Raw genomic sequence first — 15,300 nt, 5'->3', positions numbered from 1 at the left:
TCAGGTTACCTGACAACGGCGCGGTGCGGGAGTTCCCGGCGGGTATGAGATGCCTAACGGCCTTCACGATCCCGGCGCAGCGGGGGGACGGCGGGCACCTCCGGCGCGCTGCGGATGTCCTCCACGGTCAGCTTGAAGCTGTCGGGATAGGCGGTGCGGGTGGTGCGGCGTGCCGGTTCGCTGGTGCGCCAGCAGTACAGGCACTGCTCGCACTGCAGGACGTCCCACGCCCCGGGAACGGGAGAGGGGAACAGCCGCGTGATCGCGGGGTGGGCGCAGCGGGGGCAGACGGTCTTCTCGGACATGCGGCTCCTTCATGCGGTCGTGCCCGGCCGGCCGGTGGCCGGCGGGCCTGGGTCAGCGGTCGGCGGCCAGCTGCTGCAGGCGATCGAGCCATGCCGCGGCTTCGGGCAGATCGCGGACCGGGTTGCCGTAGTTGCCGCGGGTATCGGGGGCGACGGGCGTGGTGGCGTCGATGACGAGCTTGTCGGTGATGCCGGGGGGCTGCGCCTGCGGTGCGAGTTCGAGGACCGGCAGGTTGGGGATACGGATGAGGTCCCCGGACGGATTCATCTTCGTCGACAGCGCCCACATGACCTGGGGCAGGTTGAAGGGATCGACGTCCTCGTCCACGACGATGACGGTGGTCGCGTAGCCGAGGCCGTGCGGTGTGGTCAGCACGCGCAGGCCGACGGCCTTGGCGAAGCCGCCATAGCGCTTGGCGGTGGAGACGATGACCACCAGGCCGTGGGTGTACATGGCGTTGACCGCCTGAACCTCCGGAAACTCCGTTTTGAGCTGCTGGTACAGCGGCACGCAGGTGTTGGCGGCGATCAGGTAGTCGACCTCGGTCCAGGGCATGCCCAGGTAGAGGTGCTCGAAGACCGGCCGGCTGCGGTAGGAGATCTTGTCGATGCGGATGACGGTCATGCGGCGGCCGCCGGAGTAGTGGCCGGTGAACTCCCCGAAGGGGCCCTCGATCTCGCGCTTGCGGCCTTCGATGACGCCCTCGATGACGACCTCGGAGCCCCACGGCACGGGCAGGCCGGTCAACGGGGCGGGCGCGAGAGGCGCGGGAGCGCCGCGGAGCGCGCCGGCCAGCTCGTACTCGTTCTCGTCGTACTTCATCGGGGTGGACGCCACGATGGAGATCACCGGATCGTTGCCCAGGGTGATGGCGACGGGCAGGTCCTCGCCCGCCTGCTCGGCCTTGTGCAGGTGCTGGGCGATGTCGTGCATGGGCACGGGCTGAAGGGCGAGCTTGCGCTTGCCCTTGACCTCGATGCGGTAGATGCCGACGTTCTGCTTGCCGCTGTTCTCCGGGTCCTCGGGGTCCTTGGAGACGACCGCGGCCTTGTCGATGTAGAAGCCGCCGTCGCCGTCGTTGAGACGGAACAGCGGCAGCACCTGGAAGATGTCCGCCTCGTCGCCGTCCATGGTGTTCTGCGCCCACGGCGGGTCCTCGCGCCACTCGGGGGCGACGGGGAAGTCGTTCCAGCGGCGGATGAACTCCTCCACCTGCCGCTTGACCGGGGTGTCCTTGGGCAGGTCCAGGGCCAGGGCGTGGTTGGCCCAGGAACCGTGGACGTTCAGGGCGATGCGGGCGTCGGTGAAGCCGGTGACGTTGTCGAAGTACAGCGCCGGGGCCGTATCGCCCAGGCGCGGGGCGGCGTTGGCGGCCGCGGCCAGGTCCGGCTCGGGCATCACCTCGTCGGTGACGCGCAGCAGCTGGCCCTCGCGGTCCAGGGCGTCGAGGAAACTGCGCAGGTCGTCGTGGGCCATGAAAAAGGCTCCTTCGGTTCGCTGTTGAGTGCCTGCGATGGGGTGTCAGGCGGCGGGCCGTTCCCGGCGGGCCTCGCGCATGCCCTGCCAGCGGCGGGCGGCGGGTGCCGGGAGGCCGAACTGGTCCAGGACGCGGGCGGTGATGTGGTCGACGATGTCGTCGACGTTCTGCGGGCGGTTGTAGAAGGCGGGCATGGGCGGGACGATCTGGGCGCCCATCCGGGCGAGGGCCAGCATGTTCTCCAAGTGGATCTCGCTCAGCGGTGTCTCCCGCGGCACCAGCACGAGACGGCGCCGCTCCTTGAGCACCACATCGGCGGCGCGGGCCAGCAGGCCGTCGGCGTACCCGGTGCGGATTCCGGCCAGCGTCTTCATCGAGCACGGCACGATGACCATCCCGTCCACGCGGAACGACCCCGAGGCGATCGGCGCGCCCTGGTCCTCCGGCGCGTGTACGTGGTCGGCCAGCGCGGCGATCTCCCGTGCCGACCGTCCCGTCTCCAGTTCGATGGTCGAGCGGGCCCAGCGCGAGCACACCAGGTGGGTCTCCACCTCCGGCAGCTGCTGGAGGTTCTCCAGCAGCCGGACGCCGAAGACCGCGCCGGTCGCTCCCGTCATCCCGATGATCAACCGCACAGCAGTCCTCCCTCACGCCGGCCGGACCGCCGGCCTCACTGATGGTTTCCGGTCGCCGAGTGGCGGTGGCCGCCTGAGCGCCACCGCCCGGGCAGGGCCTGTCACGCCGTCTCATCGCCACCTGCTCGCACCACAACGCTAAGGCGGTGCCAGAAGGGCCATCCCCTACACTTGAGACACGTCATGAACAGAAACGGACACCCTGAGGGCGGGACCGCCGACGGCATCGTGGCCGTCCCCTACCGCCCCACTCCCGGCTCGCCACCGGGTGTGGAGGTTCTCGGCTTTCCCCGGCTCGCCGCACGGGCGCGCGGCCACGGCCTCGACCCCTACCGTCCCCGGCGCCCGGCCTTCCACGAACTGCTCACCGTCACCACCGGAACCCTGCGCTGTTCTGTCGACTTCAGCACCTTCGACCTCACCCCCGGTACCTGGCTGTGGGTACGTCCGGGGCAGGTCCTGCAGTTCCTCACGCACCTGACCGAGGCCGGCGGCACCGCGATCCTCTTCCCGCCCGGCTTCCTCAGCACCGCCACGGTCGGCATCACCGGCGCGGAGGACCACACCCGGTGCCGCCTGCTGCGTCCCACCGCCCGTCAGACACCCGCCCTCGGCCACATCCGCAGGGCGCTAGAAGAGGGCTACGGCGACGTGGCCGCGCTGCCGCTGAAGGCCCACATCGAAGCTATGCGCAGCCTGCTGTCCGCCCTGCTGCTCCACCTCGCCCACCTGGACGGCACCCCGCCGTCCGACAACCCCGGCGACGAGCCCTTCCGCCGCTTCCGGCAGGCCGTCGAAGAGGGCTTCTGCCGCACCCACCGCGTCGAGGAGTACGCCGCCCGGCTCGGTTACAGCGTGCGCACCCTCACCCGCGCCACCCGGGCGGCCGTCGGCTGCGGAGCCAAACGCTTCATCGACGACCGCGTCCTGCTGGAGGCCAAACGCCTCCTCGCGCACACGGCCCTGCCCCCCGCCGTCATCGGTGAACGCGTCGGCTTCCACCACGCCACCGCCTTCAGCGCCTTCTTCCGCCGACGCACCGGCACCACACCCACCGCTTTCCGCGCCTGGGCCGCCGGCACCGCGCCGGCCTCCCAGCACTCCGCCGGCTCTCAGGTGACAGCCGACGACCCCAGCGAGGACCTTTCATGAACCCCGACCGCAACCTCCCCCAACTCCTCGCCGACGCCAAGCACTGGTTCGACACGGCGCTCGCCGCCGCCATGGCCGATGCGGGCGAGCGGCCCATCACCCTCGGCCAGCAAAACGTCTTCGCCCACCTGCCGCCCGACGGCGCCACCGTCTCGGACCTGGCCCGCTGGATGGACGTCGCCCGGCAAAGCGCCCACCAGGCCGTTCACGCCCTCATCGGCATGGGCCTGCTCGAACAGACCCCGGACCCCGCCTCCGCCCGCCGCCGCATCATCGTCATGACCGCCGAAGGCCGACGCGTGCACCGTCTCGCCCGCACCCTGATCGCCCGGCTGGAGGACGACCTCGGCAAACGCCTCGGCCCGCCGACACTCACCACCCTGCGCCAGACTCTCGAACGCCCGTGGGGCCCGGCTGCTCTGGAGGCCGGCGCGGCCAGGCCGGACATGGAGAACAGCACCCCGGCCCCGCGTGACGCCACGCCATAGCCGGCAGCCAGGTCAGGCACCCGCTAGCGGTGATTTGCTGACGGCGGGCGGTGGTGGCGGTACGCCGGAAGTGAGAGCCTCAGCCTGTGGTGGGGGAGCTTGAGACGACCAAGCGCCTGTCGTGTCCGCCCGCGCCGGATCCGCTACCTGGCCGGGCTGCTGCTGCCGCGGGACCGGAACAAGACGCTGACCTGCCTGGCCGGTACGGAGCCGGCGGCGCCCAGCATGCGGCGGTGCAGCGGTTGCAGTTCTTCCTTTCCGAGTCCACCTGGGACCAGGAAGCGGCCAACGCCCGGCGTCTTCAGCTGCTGCTGACCGACCCGGTAACCGCCCCGCATCCGGGCGGGGTGCTGGTGGTCGATGATTCCGGGGGCCGCAAGGACGGCTACGCGACCGCGCACGTGGGCGTGCAGTACCTCGGCTGGGTCGGGAAGACCAGATCGGGGGTGCTCTGGCCCACGCGTGGTTTCCCGAGGTGGCCGCGGATGCCAGGTTCCCGCGGTCAGAACCCGGTTGTCAGCCTTACATGCCAAGTTGTGTAGTTCGGCGTCTGCTGCCCGTTGGCCTTGTTCGAGACCGGTAGGAGACGCGATGAGTGATGACACCGACAGTTCTCATCTGGTGAGTGCCTGCCCCAGCCCCGGTCGGCCGCCTTCGTAGCTGTCCGTTCGACCGAGCGGCCATGCCGTAACCGGAGCCGGCCTCGGGACGTGGCTTCGACCTGGGGCTCATCCCCCAGGAGAACTTCAGAGTGCTTCACGCACATGCCGGCCCGGCGGCGCGGATCAGTTTCCGCAGGACGGCCGGGTCGTGCACCAGCGAGTCGAACCAGAAGCGCTTGAGGTAGCTGCTCGGCTCCCGCGCGCAGCCGCGGGCGTCAGGGCGGCCCGCCGGACGTGGTCGGAGCGGGCAATGGGCGCAGGTAGCCGCCCCCCCCGCACGGCTACCAGATGCAGGGCCGGGTGCCGGTCGAGGGCGCCCGAGAAGACCAGGTGGGAGCCCTCGTCCAGGAACTGCTTGCCGGCCGGCTGCGTGGCTCCCGTACGCGTCATGGAGTGCCCCTACGCAGCCGTAGCCGTCCAGGAGGCCCTGTGGTGGTATCCCGTGCACACGCACGACGCCGCCCACATCTGGCTCATCGAGACGGGCGGGCGGGTTCGCGGTCTTCGCGTTCTCCGCCCGCGTCAGCCGGCCGTCTGCCCGTCAGGAGTCGGCTTCTTCGGCTGCGTAGGGGCACTCCATCGTGCCGCCGTTCCTCCCCGCGTGGGTGTAGAGCAGGAGGAACGAGCAGATTCCCGCGCCGCCCGCGATGACGCACGCGGCGTCGGTCATGGAGGTTCCGGATAGTTCCATCAGTTCCCTGTCGCCCAGTGCCAGGGCGATGACCTGGCCCATGACGACGAGGAACCCGGCGAGGAGGAAGAGGGCGAGCAGGACGCGCGTCACGGTCAGCAGGACGGTGTGGACGGTGGTGGGGGTGTTCGTACGGGAACGGAGCGGGGTGTGCATGAGCGCTCTCCCTTGAGCGGCCCGGCTCAGCCGGGGATCCAGAGGACTCCGACCGCCACCAGCACGCCGATGACGTATGTGGGCACCAGGTAGTAGAGGGCGACCGGCAGGAAGATGCGGGCCGGGTCGATGTCCGCGATGCCGGCCGCGACGTACAGCGGCGCGGCGCCGGGCGGCGAGCAGCCCTCGGACGAGGCCCAGATGATGATCGTGGCGAAGGCGACGTGCGCGGGGATTCCGGCGGCCGTCAGCGCGGCGAAGGCGACGGGGCCGACAGCGGCGAGGGTGGAGGTGGTGTTCAGCGGGCCCGCGACGATCACGAGGACGAGGCCCACGACCAGTGCCGCGACCAGCGGCGGGACGCCTGCCAGGTGCTGCATGTACGGGGCGAGTTCGGCGCCGAGCCCCAGCCGGCTCAGTACCTCGGAGGCGGCGAATGCGAAGAGCATCGTCACTCCGACGAGCCCGAGTTTCGGGCTGACCCGGGCCAGCAGCCCCCACCACGCGCGGGCGCCTCGCGGCAGCGCCTTGCGCTCGACGAGGAGCCCGGCGACGAGCATCGCCAGGGGCAGCCAGACCAGCAGCGGCACGGCGTCGCTGACATCGAGGCCGTGCAGCCGGTCTGTCGCCCATTCCCGGCCCGGCGAGGTGGTCAGCAGAATCGGGAGGGCGACGGCGGCGGGCACCAACAGCGCGGTCCAGCCCGCGGTGAACGACCGGCGCAGCGGGTGGATGTCCTGCGGCGCCATGGCGCCGACGCCGCGCCGTCGGACGATCGCGTACGCGATGACCAGCCGCATGGCGATCATCCAGGCTCCGGTGACGAAGAGGGTGGCGACGACGTCGTGTGAGCCGAGGACCGGTACCACGGTCGGCGCGGCCAGCAGGACGAAGAACGCGCCGCTGAACGGGAAGGTCGCGCCGATGCCCGCGTTGCCCGACAGCACCAGTGCGGCGGTCTCGCCGCCGGCCCGGGAGCGTTTCATCCACGGGATGGCGATGGAGCCGACGGTGGCCACGATGGCCGCGCCGTTGTGCGCGACCGCGCCGAACAGGCCCGAGGCGACGGTCGCCGCATACGCCGAGCCGCCCTTGTGGCGGCCGAGAAGCGAGCTGAGAAGGTCGATCAGACGCTGTACGAGACCGGTACTGGTGAGCAGTTCGCTGACGAAGACGAAGGCCAGCGCCGCGAACGTGATCTCGGACTTCAGCCCCGCCACCAGGCTCTCCCAGCCCACGCGCAGCGCGTCCGTGCCCGCGAAGGCGACGCTCGCCAGGAAGCCGACGGCCATCGACTCGCCCACGTTCCGCTTGACGGCGACGTTCCAGACGACGATGGCCGTGATGAAGGCCACCAGGGCGAGGATCGCGTTCATCAGCGCGGTGCCCGCGGCACGTCCAGCCCGGCGGCGCGGTACGCGTCCAGCGCCGGACCGCCGGTGAGGTGGTCCAGCAGTGCGCGGGCCTCCGGCCGCCCTTCGGACCCGGCGCCGAGCGCGACCGAGAGTGGTGTGTAGTGCTGGACGTCGTCCGGGAGCGGTCCGACGATCTTCGCTTCGGGGACGATGCGCAGCTCGCTCAGTTGCTGGACGGCAAGGTCGGCGCGTCCGTCGGTCAACGCGCGGGCGGTGAAGCCCTTTTCGATGACGGTGGCTCGCGCGTTCACCTCGCCGGCGATGCCCAGGCGTTCCAGCAACGCGGCGAAGTAGACGCCGCTGGCGCCCGTCCGGGAGTACGCCACGGAACGCGCCGAGGTCAGCGCGGTGACGAGCGCGTCGGTGCTGCCGATGCCGGGCGCCTCGGCTCCGGGTGCCACGGCCACGCCGATGCCCGCCCGCGCGACGGGGCGCAGCGAGGACGCGCTGAGGACGCCGGAAGCGGCCAGGTCCTCCAATGTCCCCGTCACGCCGAGGACGACATCGGGCCGCGCGCCGTCCTCGATCTTCTTCAGCAGGACGTTCGTGGGCTCGTAGACGCTATCGACGGCGATGCCGGTCCGGTCGCTGAACGCGTCCAGCAGGCCCTCGTCCAGCACCTTTTTGACGGCGAGTGCGCTGAACAGTGAGACGGAGCGCGCCTGGGCCGGGAAGAGGACCGAGCGCTGCGCCTCGGTGAGCTGCGCGTAATCCGTTCCGCGCACCAGCAGAAAGACCTTCGCCGTCTGCTCCAGCTCCTCGATCGTGTCCAGCGCCTCGCCCGTGGTGGGCGCCGCCACGATCGGGCCGTGGTGTCGTAGCAGCAGCGCCGCGTGGGTCCGGGCCTGTGCCTCGGCGGCCTCGGCCAGCGCCGCGTCGCCCGGCGGGAAGTACGGCAGCAGCGGCAGGCGGCCGACCCGCATGGCGTAGTAGGCGGTGAGCGGGGGCAGCGCGTCGTCCTCATTGAGCCCGCGCAGGCAGGAGACGGCGGCGGCGTGCGGGGAGTGTGTGTGGACCACCGCATGTGCGGTGGCGGCCACGGCCTCGCGCTCTGGTAAATCCGGTGAAGAGCGGTGCGGTGTCATGGATGAAGTCCTCCGCTGGGGGTGGAACGTGAGGAGGGACCGGCCGAGGCGGTGGCCAGCAGGTCGGGCGCGCCGAAGTTTCCGGACTTGAGCAGCAGTGCGATCCGGGGGCCGGACGTGGGGTGGATCCACGGCACGCCGGGCGCCGCCTCCGCTCCGATCCAGCCGGCCGTGACGCCGAGGGCTGTCACCACGGCGCCGGAGGTCTCGCCGCCCGCCGTGATCACACGGCGTACGCCGCGCTCCACCAGGCCCGCGGCGATCAGCCCGGTGGCCCGTTCGAGGACGGCGGCGGCGCGTTCGGCGCCGAGCGCCCGCTGTGTCTCGCGCAACCGGTCAGGCGGGAGGGAGGAGGAGAAGACCGGGGCTTCGCCGGGCGGCAGCGCGTCGTACCAGGCGAGCGCCTGCCCGGCGAGCGCCGCCGGATCGGGCTCGGTGACCGGGTCCAGCCGGTGGGCCGGCCGGCCCAGGCCGGTCAGGACGCCGAGCTGCTCCCGTGTGCGCGCCGAACAGCTCCCGCACAGCACGGCCGCGGGGCCCGTCTCCGGGGACTCCCCGGTCCCGGACGCTTCGTCGTCGGCGTACGTGACCGTGGTCGCGTGGGCGTGTGCCAAGCCGCCGGCCAGGCCCGCGGCGCCGGCGGTCAGCGGCGCGGCGCCGGCGGCGGCGCCGAGCGTACGCAGGTCGTCCGCGTCGAGCGCGTCCGCGATGACGTAACGAGTGCCGCGCGCCCCGGAAGTGGCGAGTGCCGCCCTGACCGCAGCGGTGCCCTCGCGTACGGTCTCCCAGCAGAGCGACTCCACCGGCCGGTCCGTCTGGGCCCGCAGCAGCCGGGGCACGGAGGAGTCCGTCATGGGCGTCACCGGATGGTGCCGCATGGCCGACTCCGCCAGCGGCTGGTCGTCGACGAAGAGGTGGCCCCGGTAGACGGTGCGCAGGTGCTCCGGCGAGCTGGGCGTCAGCAGGACCGTGGGCGCGGCGAGCGCGTCGGCGAGCGCGTCGAGAACGGGCCCGATGTTCCCGTCCGGGGTGGAGTCGAAGGTGGAGCAGAACTTGAGGTAGAAGTGCCGTGCGCCGCACCGCCGCAGCCAGGCCAGCGCCTCCAGCGAGCGCGCCACAGCGTCCGGCGCCGGCAGCATCCGGCTCTTGAGGGCGACGACCAGCGCGTCATGGCCCGGGGGCGGCGCGGCGCGTCCGCCGCCCTCGGGGGTGGACTTGCCCGGCTCTGGCACTCCGAAGTACAGCAGCGTGCGAAGCCCGGCGCGCCGCAGGGCTGCGGCCACGTCGGTGGCCCCGGTGAAGTCGTCCGCGATGACGCCGATCACGCCGAAATCCCTTCTCCTACAAGCTTCTTCAAGGCCCTGGCGGCGGCGTGCGGGCCTGAGTGGACCGGCAGCCCCAGCCCGGCGGACAGCTCCCGTGCGTGCGGGGCGAGCGAGAATTGGGCCAGCAGGACGGCGTCGGCGCCGTCGTCCGGTGGCCGCACACCGGGTGGTGCCACCGCGCCGACGGCCTCCACACGCACGTCGGCGGCGCGCGCGGCGGCTCGGAATCGGGCGAGCGAGTCGCGCAGGGCCGCTTCGAAGGAGGCGAGCACGAGGATGCGCCGGTGCCCGCCCGCCAGGGCCTCGCGGAAGACGGCGGCGTCCGGGGCCAGCACGGGAACCCCGGCGTCCCTGGCCTCGTGTGCGTCCTCGGCAACCGGTCCGTACAGCGAGCAGGTGAGCAGCACGCCCCGCGCGCCGCCTCCGGCCGCGTACCCGATCAGCCGCCGCATCCGCCCGGCGAGTGCGGGAGTGAGGCCGCCGTGCGCGTGGGCGTCGGTGAGGAGCGTGTCGTCGAGCAGGTTCCAGGGCTCGGCGCCGGGGAACTCGTCCGCGAGCCCCGCGACGGCCGGACCGATGGCGGCGGGGGTGGCGCTGATCAGCGCGATACGGGGGTTTCCGCCGGTCATCGTGCCACCTGCGTCCCGATCCAGCCGAGCCCGGAGACCGTGTCGGTGGCCGGGGTGTACTCGCACCCGATCCAGCCGGAGTACCCGGCCGCGAGCAGCGTGTCGAAGACCAGCGGCCAGGCGATCTCACCCGTGCCCGGCTCGGTGCGCGTGGGCGGATCGGCGATCTGGACGTGCTGGACGTACGGCAGGTACGTCCGCAAAGTGCGCACCAGGTCACCTTCGGCGACCTGCGCGTGGTAGACGTCGAAGAGCAGGCCGACGCCGTGCGCGCCGTCCCCGTCCACAGTGCGGACCGCGTCGGCGACGGCAGCGGCCTGCGCTTGGGTCTCCAGGAAGAAGCCGGGCGCGTCGCGTGTGTTCTGCGCCTCCAGGACGAGCCGTACGCCCGTGCCGTGGGCGCGCTCGGCGGCCCAGCCGAGATTGACCACGTACTGGGCGAACGCGCGGTCCCGGCTCACGTCCGGGGGCCGGACGCCACCGAGCACGTGCAGGAACTCGCTGCCCAGTTCCACCGCGTACTCCAGCCCGCGCTCGATGCCGTCCCGGAACGCGCCGCCGCGGCCCGGCAGGCAGGCGGACCCCGAGCGCTCCGGCGAACCCGGCTCGCCCGGCGGGGAGTTGATCAGAACCTGGCACAGTCCCGCGTCCCGGAGCAGCTGGCGCAGCCGCCGTGCCGGATACACGTAGGGCGCGGCGTACTCGACGCCGGTGAAGCCCGCTGCGGCCGCCGCGTCGAAGCGTCGCTCGAACGGCAGCTCGGTGAAGAGCCACTTGAGGTTGGCGTCCAGGCGCTGCCCGTGGGGTGTACGCATCACCGCACCGCGTTCCGTGCGTCGCGGTAGCCCGGGTTGACCAGGTGGGCCGGGGCCTGCCCGCGCAGCACGTCGAGCACCTGGTGCGCGGCCGACAGGCTGGAGCGGGAACGTGCCTCCACCGTCGCCCCGGCGATGTGTCCGGTGACAAGGACGTTGTCGAGGCCACGTAGCGGACTGCCGGCGGGCAGCGGCTCACGCTCCAGCACATCCAGCGCGGCGCCGGCCAGCTCGCCGCGCGCGAGCGCGCCCGCCAGCGCGTCCTCGTCCAGCACCCCGCCCCGTGCCGTGTTGATCAGATACGCGCCGGGCTTCAACCGGCGCAGCGCGGCGGCGTCGATCAGGTGCCGGGTGGTCGCGTCCAGGGCGATGTGGAGGGTGACGAAGTCGGACTCGCGCAGCACGTCCGCGAGCGGCAGCGCCCGCGTTCCGGTCTCCTCCAGGAACGCCCGGTCGAGGTGCGGGTCGTAGGCCAGCACGCGCATGCCGAGCGCCAGTCCCAGCCGGGCGACGGCCTGCCCGATCGAACCGAGCCCGACGATGCCGAGCGTCGCGCCGCCCAGCTCACGCCCGCCGGGCTGCGGCCAGCCTCCGGCGCGGACGTCGGCGGCGTTCCGCGGGATGCCGCGCGCGCAGCACACCAGCAGCCCGAGCACGTACTCGGCGACCGATCTCCGGTTGGCGCCGGGCGTGTGGGTGACGGCGACACCGCGCCGGGTGGCCGCGGCGACATCGACGTTGTCGTATCCGGCGCCGCAGCGGCCGACGACGCGGAGCAGCGGAGCGGCCTCCAGCACCTCGGCCGTGAACTGGTCCGTGCCCGCCACGATCCCCTCGACCCCGTCCGCGTCCGCGACGGCCTCCCGCAGCGAGCGCCCGCTCCTCCGCCGGTCCTCGGGCCGGGCGAACACGGTGGCGAACCCGGCGTCGCGGAGCAGCCGGTGGACCTCATCGCCGGGTTCGAGGTACGCCGTGGTCACCAGTACGCGCCTGTCCGTCATCGAGGACTCCTTCGAGACACGACCGCTATACTTCGAGACACGACCGCTATACTATAGCGATAAGCAAAATAGTATAGCGAGCAATACGCGATCAAGAGGCGGTGAGGCTGCGCTATCGTCGGTCGGCGAAGGAGGCACCATGGCAACAACGCGCCGGCCGGCTCGGCAGCCCTTGGCCGACCAGATGTACGAGGCCCTGCTGGGGCAGTTCATGGACGGACTGTGGTCACCGGGCCAGGCACTCAACATCGGCGCGCTGTCCCGTGAACTGAACGTCAGTCAGACGCCGCTGCGCGAGGCCCTCGCCCGGCTCGAACACACCGGGCTCGTACACCGCGAAGCACTCAAGGGCTACCGTGTCGCGCCCCTCTTCACCGAACACGAGCTGATCAAGCTGATGGACGCGCGGCTCGTCCTCGAACCTGCCCTCACCTACGAGGCGGCGCGCCGCACCACGCCGGAATTCCTGGCCGAGCTGCGAGAGAGCGTCGAGGAACTCAAGCAGTGCGCGGACGCGCCCCGTTCGGCCGGCTCGACGTCGGTACGCGCCTACTGGTCGGCCGACGAGCGGTTCCACCTGCTGATCGCCGAGCAGTCCGGCAACCCCTTCCTCGCCTCCGCGTACCGCGCGCTGGGCGGCCACGTGCAGCGCTTCCGGCTCTTCACCGAACTGGGGTCCTCCGAGGCGCATTCCCCGGCGCGAGAGCACACGGCGGTGTACGACGCCATGGCGGCCGGCGACGCGGACGGCGCCGCCGAGCGGATGCGGCAGCACATCGAGAACGCGAAGACCCGCGCCCTCTCCGACCGCCAGGCCGTCGCCACGGCATAACCGCTCCACACCCCTGGCTGCCGTTGCCGGTGCAGGTCGGGTTCCGCCCTTTATGGCGAACCGACTCCCGGGCAAGAAGACACTTCGCATCGAGTGGTCGCTGGGCTCGCGAGGGCCTTGTTGCCAGAGACGATGCCCCGCCGCCCAAGGGCCCTCTTCGCCAGGATCGACAGCACTACGTTGCGGTCGTCGGCCCCTTACGAGTTGGTGCGTGGCAGCGGAGGGGCATGCTCCTGCGGTGAGGGGCATGGTTGAACGGTCGATGATGACGCATCCGGTGTTCAGGGGTATTCGACGGCGCACTTGGCGGCTCTGGTTGAAGGATTGGCCGGTCCGTGGGCAGCTGCGACGGAAGACGGACGGGCCCGGGCCCGCGGTCGAGCGCGCAAGCGTGCCCAGGGTGCGAGTGCCCGTTACCAGCTGGTGTTCGTGGGCCGGCTTGGTCACGCTGATCCATCTGCGGCACGACCTGCCACACGCGGTCTTGGGTGCCCTGTTCGGTGTCGAGCGCTCGACGGTCACCCCGGCAGTCGGCGAGGTGTCGGCTTCCCCAGCCTGGGTGCCAGTCTGACGGGTAGGTACTCACCCCACCACATCGCGAATTCAAGAATCACACGCGCACCGCAGTGAGACGTGATGTCCGCACAGCAACGCTCACGCGTACTCTCCGACGCATCAGAGGCGCGCTCGGAAGACCTTCGTTTCAACTCATGCGACTTTAACGAGCTCGTGCATGGTTGGCCGACGGGCATGGCCAAGTGGTCCTCTGGCCGATCTCACCCCGTCGGGGCAGCCTGTGGTGGGGCTCGGTGGAGGGCTGCCAGCCCGGCGATAGCTGGGACGAGTTCAGCCAAGAGGTCGCGCCGACCAAGATGGCGAGCCAGGGCCCGCCAGTTCTTCAAGTGGCGATGCCGTGCTCGACGCGAATGCGTCGAGACGCACGAGCCCTGCGCTGCAGGGCTAACCGTTCCTCCCACCAGGTCGGAGGGTTCTTCTTGAACTTGCGGTGTGGTGGCGTAATCACTTGGCCGCCGGTCTGTGCACCCAGCCCCTGGTAGCCGGCTTCAGCGAGGATGCGCAAGCCACGGTGTCTGCCGAGCAGGTCCACAAGTCCTGCATCGCGGGCTTGGGTGATGTCGGGGCAGCTGCCCGGCTTGAGCGCACCGCCGAACAACAGTCGGCCCTGGTCATCGGTGACCACCAGGATCTTCACCGCGTTCTGTTTGCTCTTGCCGGAGATGAAGCGGTCGCGGCCGTCGATGCCTGCGGCCGGACGGCGGACGCGGATCTCGGTGGCGTCGATGATGGCACTTTGCCCGCTGGCCCCGAGGTAGTCGACGACGTCAGTGAGCGTGCGCAGCCGGATGCCCGGCCCCACCGCACAGCTACGCCGGGCCAGCAAAGGCCGGATCTCCCCGATCGCCCGGGTGATGGTGGAAGAACGGTCCACCCTAAACCAGCAGGCCAGCACGTGACTCCGTGGCGGAGATGGACAAGCGTGGCGAGGAGCCGGTCCACGAACACCAGCTTGTAGCGTGCCCCGGCTCCCATCGCTCGTCGCCTCGGACGTTCCGAAAGCCGTCGGCATCGCTGAGCAGCCCACAACGGGCCGATCTCGGAGATGAGTTCAGCGATCACGTCTCTGCTCAGGCCGGTGATCCGCGGACAGTCGACGATCACGGCACGGGCAACGCTCCCCATGAAGCAACCATGCCGCCATGCGGCCCGTCGGCCAAGCATGCACGAGCTCGTTATGCCGTACCCACCAGCACCGCACCCTTCCGCAGAGACCGTACACACGCTACCGCGCCCATACCCCGCGCTTTTTCTGTCGGCCGTCGGTCCCGGCAGGCACCGGGCCGTTGACTCATTAACAACGACCGGGCCTCCTGCCTGTCATGGCCGACGACGCCTGCGAGCAGGCCACCTTCGGTGCGATGACCTCGCGAAGCGAACATGCGACGGTGAAGGCGAAGTCTTCAAGGCGCTGGAGGAGGCGCAGGCCGGCGGAGCCCATCTGAATTACATGGCCATGCCCAGCGCAAGCAGGGCGGAGGGCGCGGAACGCGGACTGTTGGACTGGGGCGTCGACCAGGGACCTACTGCGCCGTGGACAGTTTCACCGCGTACCCGTCAGTACGAGCCAGCTGTCCCTTCGGCGCTGCGGTGACGGGCTTGTGTGTGGTCTTGCCCGGGACGGCGAGGGTTGGTCCTGGTGTGCGAATGCCATCGGCGGGCGGTGTGGGCCATACTGACGTCGCAACGAAGACACAGGGGGTAGCGTGCAGATCCCGCAGGGCCCCGACGGGCCGCGGCCGGCCGGGGCGGTGCTGACGGTGTGCCCCTTGCCGGACCGGCCGGGGGTGCGGGCGGCGGGAGAAATCAGCTTGAGTACGCGGGTGACCTGGGAGGCCGCGCTGGAGCGGTTGGCCGCTCCCGGTCACGAGGTGTTCCATGTGGAGCTGTCGGCGGTGACGTTCGTCGATGTGGCCGGGGCCTCCGCCCTGGCTCTCACGGCGCAGAGCCTGGGAGCCGGGCGGCGCATCGTGGTGAGCCGCCCTCCTCTGACGCTGCGGCGCCTGCTGGAGCTGTTCTGGCCCGGTCTGCCGGCACTGGAGGTGGTGGAGTGAC

General features: G+C 71.2%; 16 protein-coding genes and 3 pseudogenes. 7 read left to right on the top strand and 12 right to left on the bottom strand.

Annotation, left to right across the window (positions count from 1 at the left end):
• Positions 1-53: 53 nt before the first annotated feature.
• The 3 genes from ACH4K4_RS33815 to ACH4K4_RS33805 are packed head-to-tail and all read right to left on the bottom strand — an operon-like array spanning position 54 to position 2,418.
• Positions 54-305: a non-oxidative hydroxyarylic acid decarboxylases subunit D gene (locus ACH4K4_RS33815; RefSeq protein ID WP_398172807.1), complete on the bottom strand. Its 252-nt coding sequence runs from the start codon at positions 303-305 to the stop codon at positions 54-56.
• Positions 306-357: 52 nt separating this feature from the next.
• A complete protein-coding gene (locus ACH4K4_RS33810) occupies positions 358-1,782 on the bottom strand; it encodes a non-oxidative hydroxyarylic acid decarboxylases subunit C (protein WP_398172805.1) in 1,425 nt (474 codons plus the stop codon).
• A gap of 45 nt (positions 1,783-1,827) precedes the next feature.
• Positions 1,828-2,418, bottom strand: coding sequence for a non-oxidative hydroxyarylic acid decarboxylases subunit B (locus ACH4K4_RS33805; protein WP_398172803.1), 591 nt, complete (start codon positions 2,416-2,418; stop codon positions 1,828-1,830).
• 183 nt (positions 2,419-2,601) lie between these two features.
• Between ACH4K4_RS33805 and ACH4K4_RS33800 the strand changes: the two genes are divergently transcribed.
• From ACH4K4_RS33800 to ACH4K4_RS33790, 3 genes are all read left to right on the top strand, one after another.
• Positions 2,602-3,570: an AraC family transcriptional regulator gene (locus tag ACH4K4_RS33800; RefSeq protein ID WP_398172801.1), complete on the top strand. Its 969-nt coding sequence runs from the start codon at positions 2,602-2,604 to the stop codon at positions 3,568-3,570.
• Positions 3,567-4,058, top strand: a complete 492-nt coding sequence (locus ACH4K4_RS33795; protein ID WP_398172799.1) for a MarR family winged helix-turn-helix transcriptional regulator — start codon at positions 3,567-3,569, stop codon at positions 4,056-4,058. Before ACH4K4_RS33800 ends, ACH4K4_RS33795 begins: the two co-directional genes overlap by 4 nt.
• A gap of 233 nt (positions 4,059-4,291) precedes the next feature.
• Complete coding sequence (locus tag ACH4K4_RS33790; RefSeq protein ID WP_398172797.1) at positions 4,292-4,600, top strand: transposase; 309 nt, start codon at positions 4,292-4,294, stop codon at positions 4,598-4,600.
• Between the two features lie 229 nt (positions 4,601-4,829).
• Here ACH4K4_RS33790 and ACH4K4_RS33785 read toward each other — a convergent pair.
• A pseudogene (locus tag ACH4K4_RS33785) lies at positions 4,830-5,056 on the bottom strand (amidohydrolase); the annotation flags it as partial.
• Positions 5,057-5,090: 34 nt separating this feature from the next.
• Between ACH4K4_RS33785 and ACH4K4_RS33780 the strand changes: the two are divergent.
• Positions 5,091-5,216, top strand: a pseudogene (locus tag ACH4K4_RS33780) (LysR family transcriptional regulator); the annotation flags it as partial.
• Positions 5,217-5,261: 45 nt separating this feature from the next.
• Here ACH4K4_RS33780 and ACH4K4_RS33775 read toward each other — a convergent pair.
• The 7 genes from ACH4K4_RS33775 to ACH4K4_RS33745 form a co-directional block, all read right to left on the bottom strand.
• Positions 5,262-5,567, bottom strand: a complete 306-nt coding sequence (locus ACH4K4_RS33775; protein ID WP_398172913.1) for a hypothetical protein — start codon at positions 5,565-5,567, stop codon at positions 5,262-5,264.
• Positions 5,568-5,593: 26 nt separating this feature from the next.
• Positions 5,594-6,943 (bottom strand): TRAP transporter large permease subunit, encoded by a 1,350-nt coding sequence (locus ACH4K4_RS33770; protein ID WP_398172795.1) that lies wholly within the window; start codon positions 6,941-6,943, stop codon positions 5,594-5,596.
• Positions 6,943-8,001, bottom strand: coding sequence for a substrate-binding domain-containing protein (locus tag ACH4K4_RS33765; RefSeq protein ID WP_398172793.1), 1,059 nt, complete (start codon positions 7,999-8,001; stop codon positions 6,943-6,945). Before ACH4K4_RS33765 ends, ACH4K4_RS33770 begins: the two co-directional genes overlap by 1 nt.
• Before the next feature lie 62 nt (positions 8,002-8,063).
• Positions 8,064-9,392: a 3-oxo-tetronate kinase gene (gene otnK, locus ACH4K4_RS33760; protein WP_398172791.1), complete on the bottom strand. Its 1,329-nt coding sequence runs from the start codon at positions 9,390-9,392 to the stop codon at positions 8,064-8,066.
• Positions 9,389-10,021: a hypothetical protein gene (locus tag ACH4K4_RS33755; RefSeq protein WP_398172789.1), complete on the bottom strand. Its 633-nt coding sequence runs from the start codon at positions 10,019-10,021 to the stop codon at positions 9,389-9,391. The genes otnK and ACH4K4_RS33755 overlap by 4 nt, the downstream gene beginning before the upstream one ends.
• Entirely contained in the window at positions 10,018-10,836 is an 819-nt protein-coding gene (locus tag ACH4K4_RS33750; protein WP_398172787.1) for a hydroxypyruvate isomerase family protein, read from the bottom strand. The genes ACH4K4_RS33755 and ACH4K4_RS33750 overlap by 4 nt, the downstream gene beginning before the upstream one ends.
• Complete coding sequence (locus tag ACH4K4_RS33745) at positions 10,836-11,837, bottom strand: phosphoglycerate dehydrogenase (RefSeq protein ID WP_398172785.1); 1,002 nt, start codon at positions 11,835-11,837, stop codon at positions 10,836-10,838. Before ACH4K4_RS33745 ends, ACH4K4_RS33750 begins: the two co-directional genes overlap by 1 nt.
• A 139-nt stretch (positions 11,838-11,976) precedes the next feature.
• Here ACH4K4_RS33745 and ACH4K4_RS33740 point away from each other — a divergent pair, with 139 nt between their 5' ends.
• On the top strand, positions 11,977-12,669 hold the full coding sequence (locus ACH4K4_RS33740) for a GntR family transcriptional regulator (RefSeq protein ID WP_398172783.1): 693 nt from the start codon (positions 11,977-11,979) through the stop codon (positions 12,667-12,669).
• Between the two features lie 247 nt (positions 12,670-12,916).
• Positions 12,917-13,210 (top strand): annotated as a pseudogene (locus ACH4K4_RS33735) (transposase family protein); the annotation flags it as partial.
• A gap of 357 nt (positions 13,211-13,567) precedes the next feature.
• Here ACH4K4_RS33735 and ACH4K4_RS33730 read toward each other — a convergent pair.
• Complete coding sequence (locus tag ACH4K4_RS33730; RefSeq protein ID WP_398172781.1) at positions 13,568-14,119, bottom strand: transposase family protein; 552 nt, start codon at positions 14,117-14,119, stop codon at positions 13,568-13,570.
• An 832-nt stretch (positions 14,120-14,951) separates the two neighbouring features.
• On the opposite strand from ACH4K4_RS33730, the gene ACH4K4_RS33725 reads away from it, so the two are divergent.
• Positions 14,952-15,299 (top strand): STAS domain-containing protein, encoded by a 348-nt coding sequence (locus ACH4K4_RS33725; RefSeq protein ID WP_398172779.1) that lies wholly within the window; start codon positions 14,952-14,954, stop codon positions 15,297-15,299.
• Position 15,300: the final 1 nt, after the last annotated feature.

Origin of the sequence: Streptomyces sp. NPDC017529, from assembly GCF_044329785.1 — a bacterium.
Classification (GTDB): domain Bacteria; phylum Actinomycetota; class Actinomycetes; order Streptomycetales; family Streptomycetaceae; genus Streptomyces.
The sequence above is the reverse complement of the archived record's forward strand: the minus strand, read 5'-3'. Positions and strand labels throughout refer to the sequence as shown.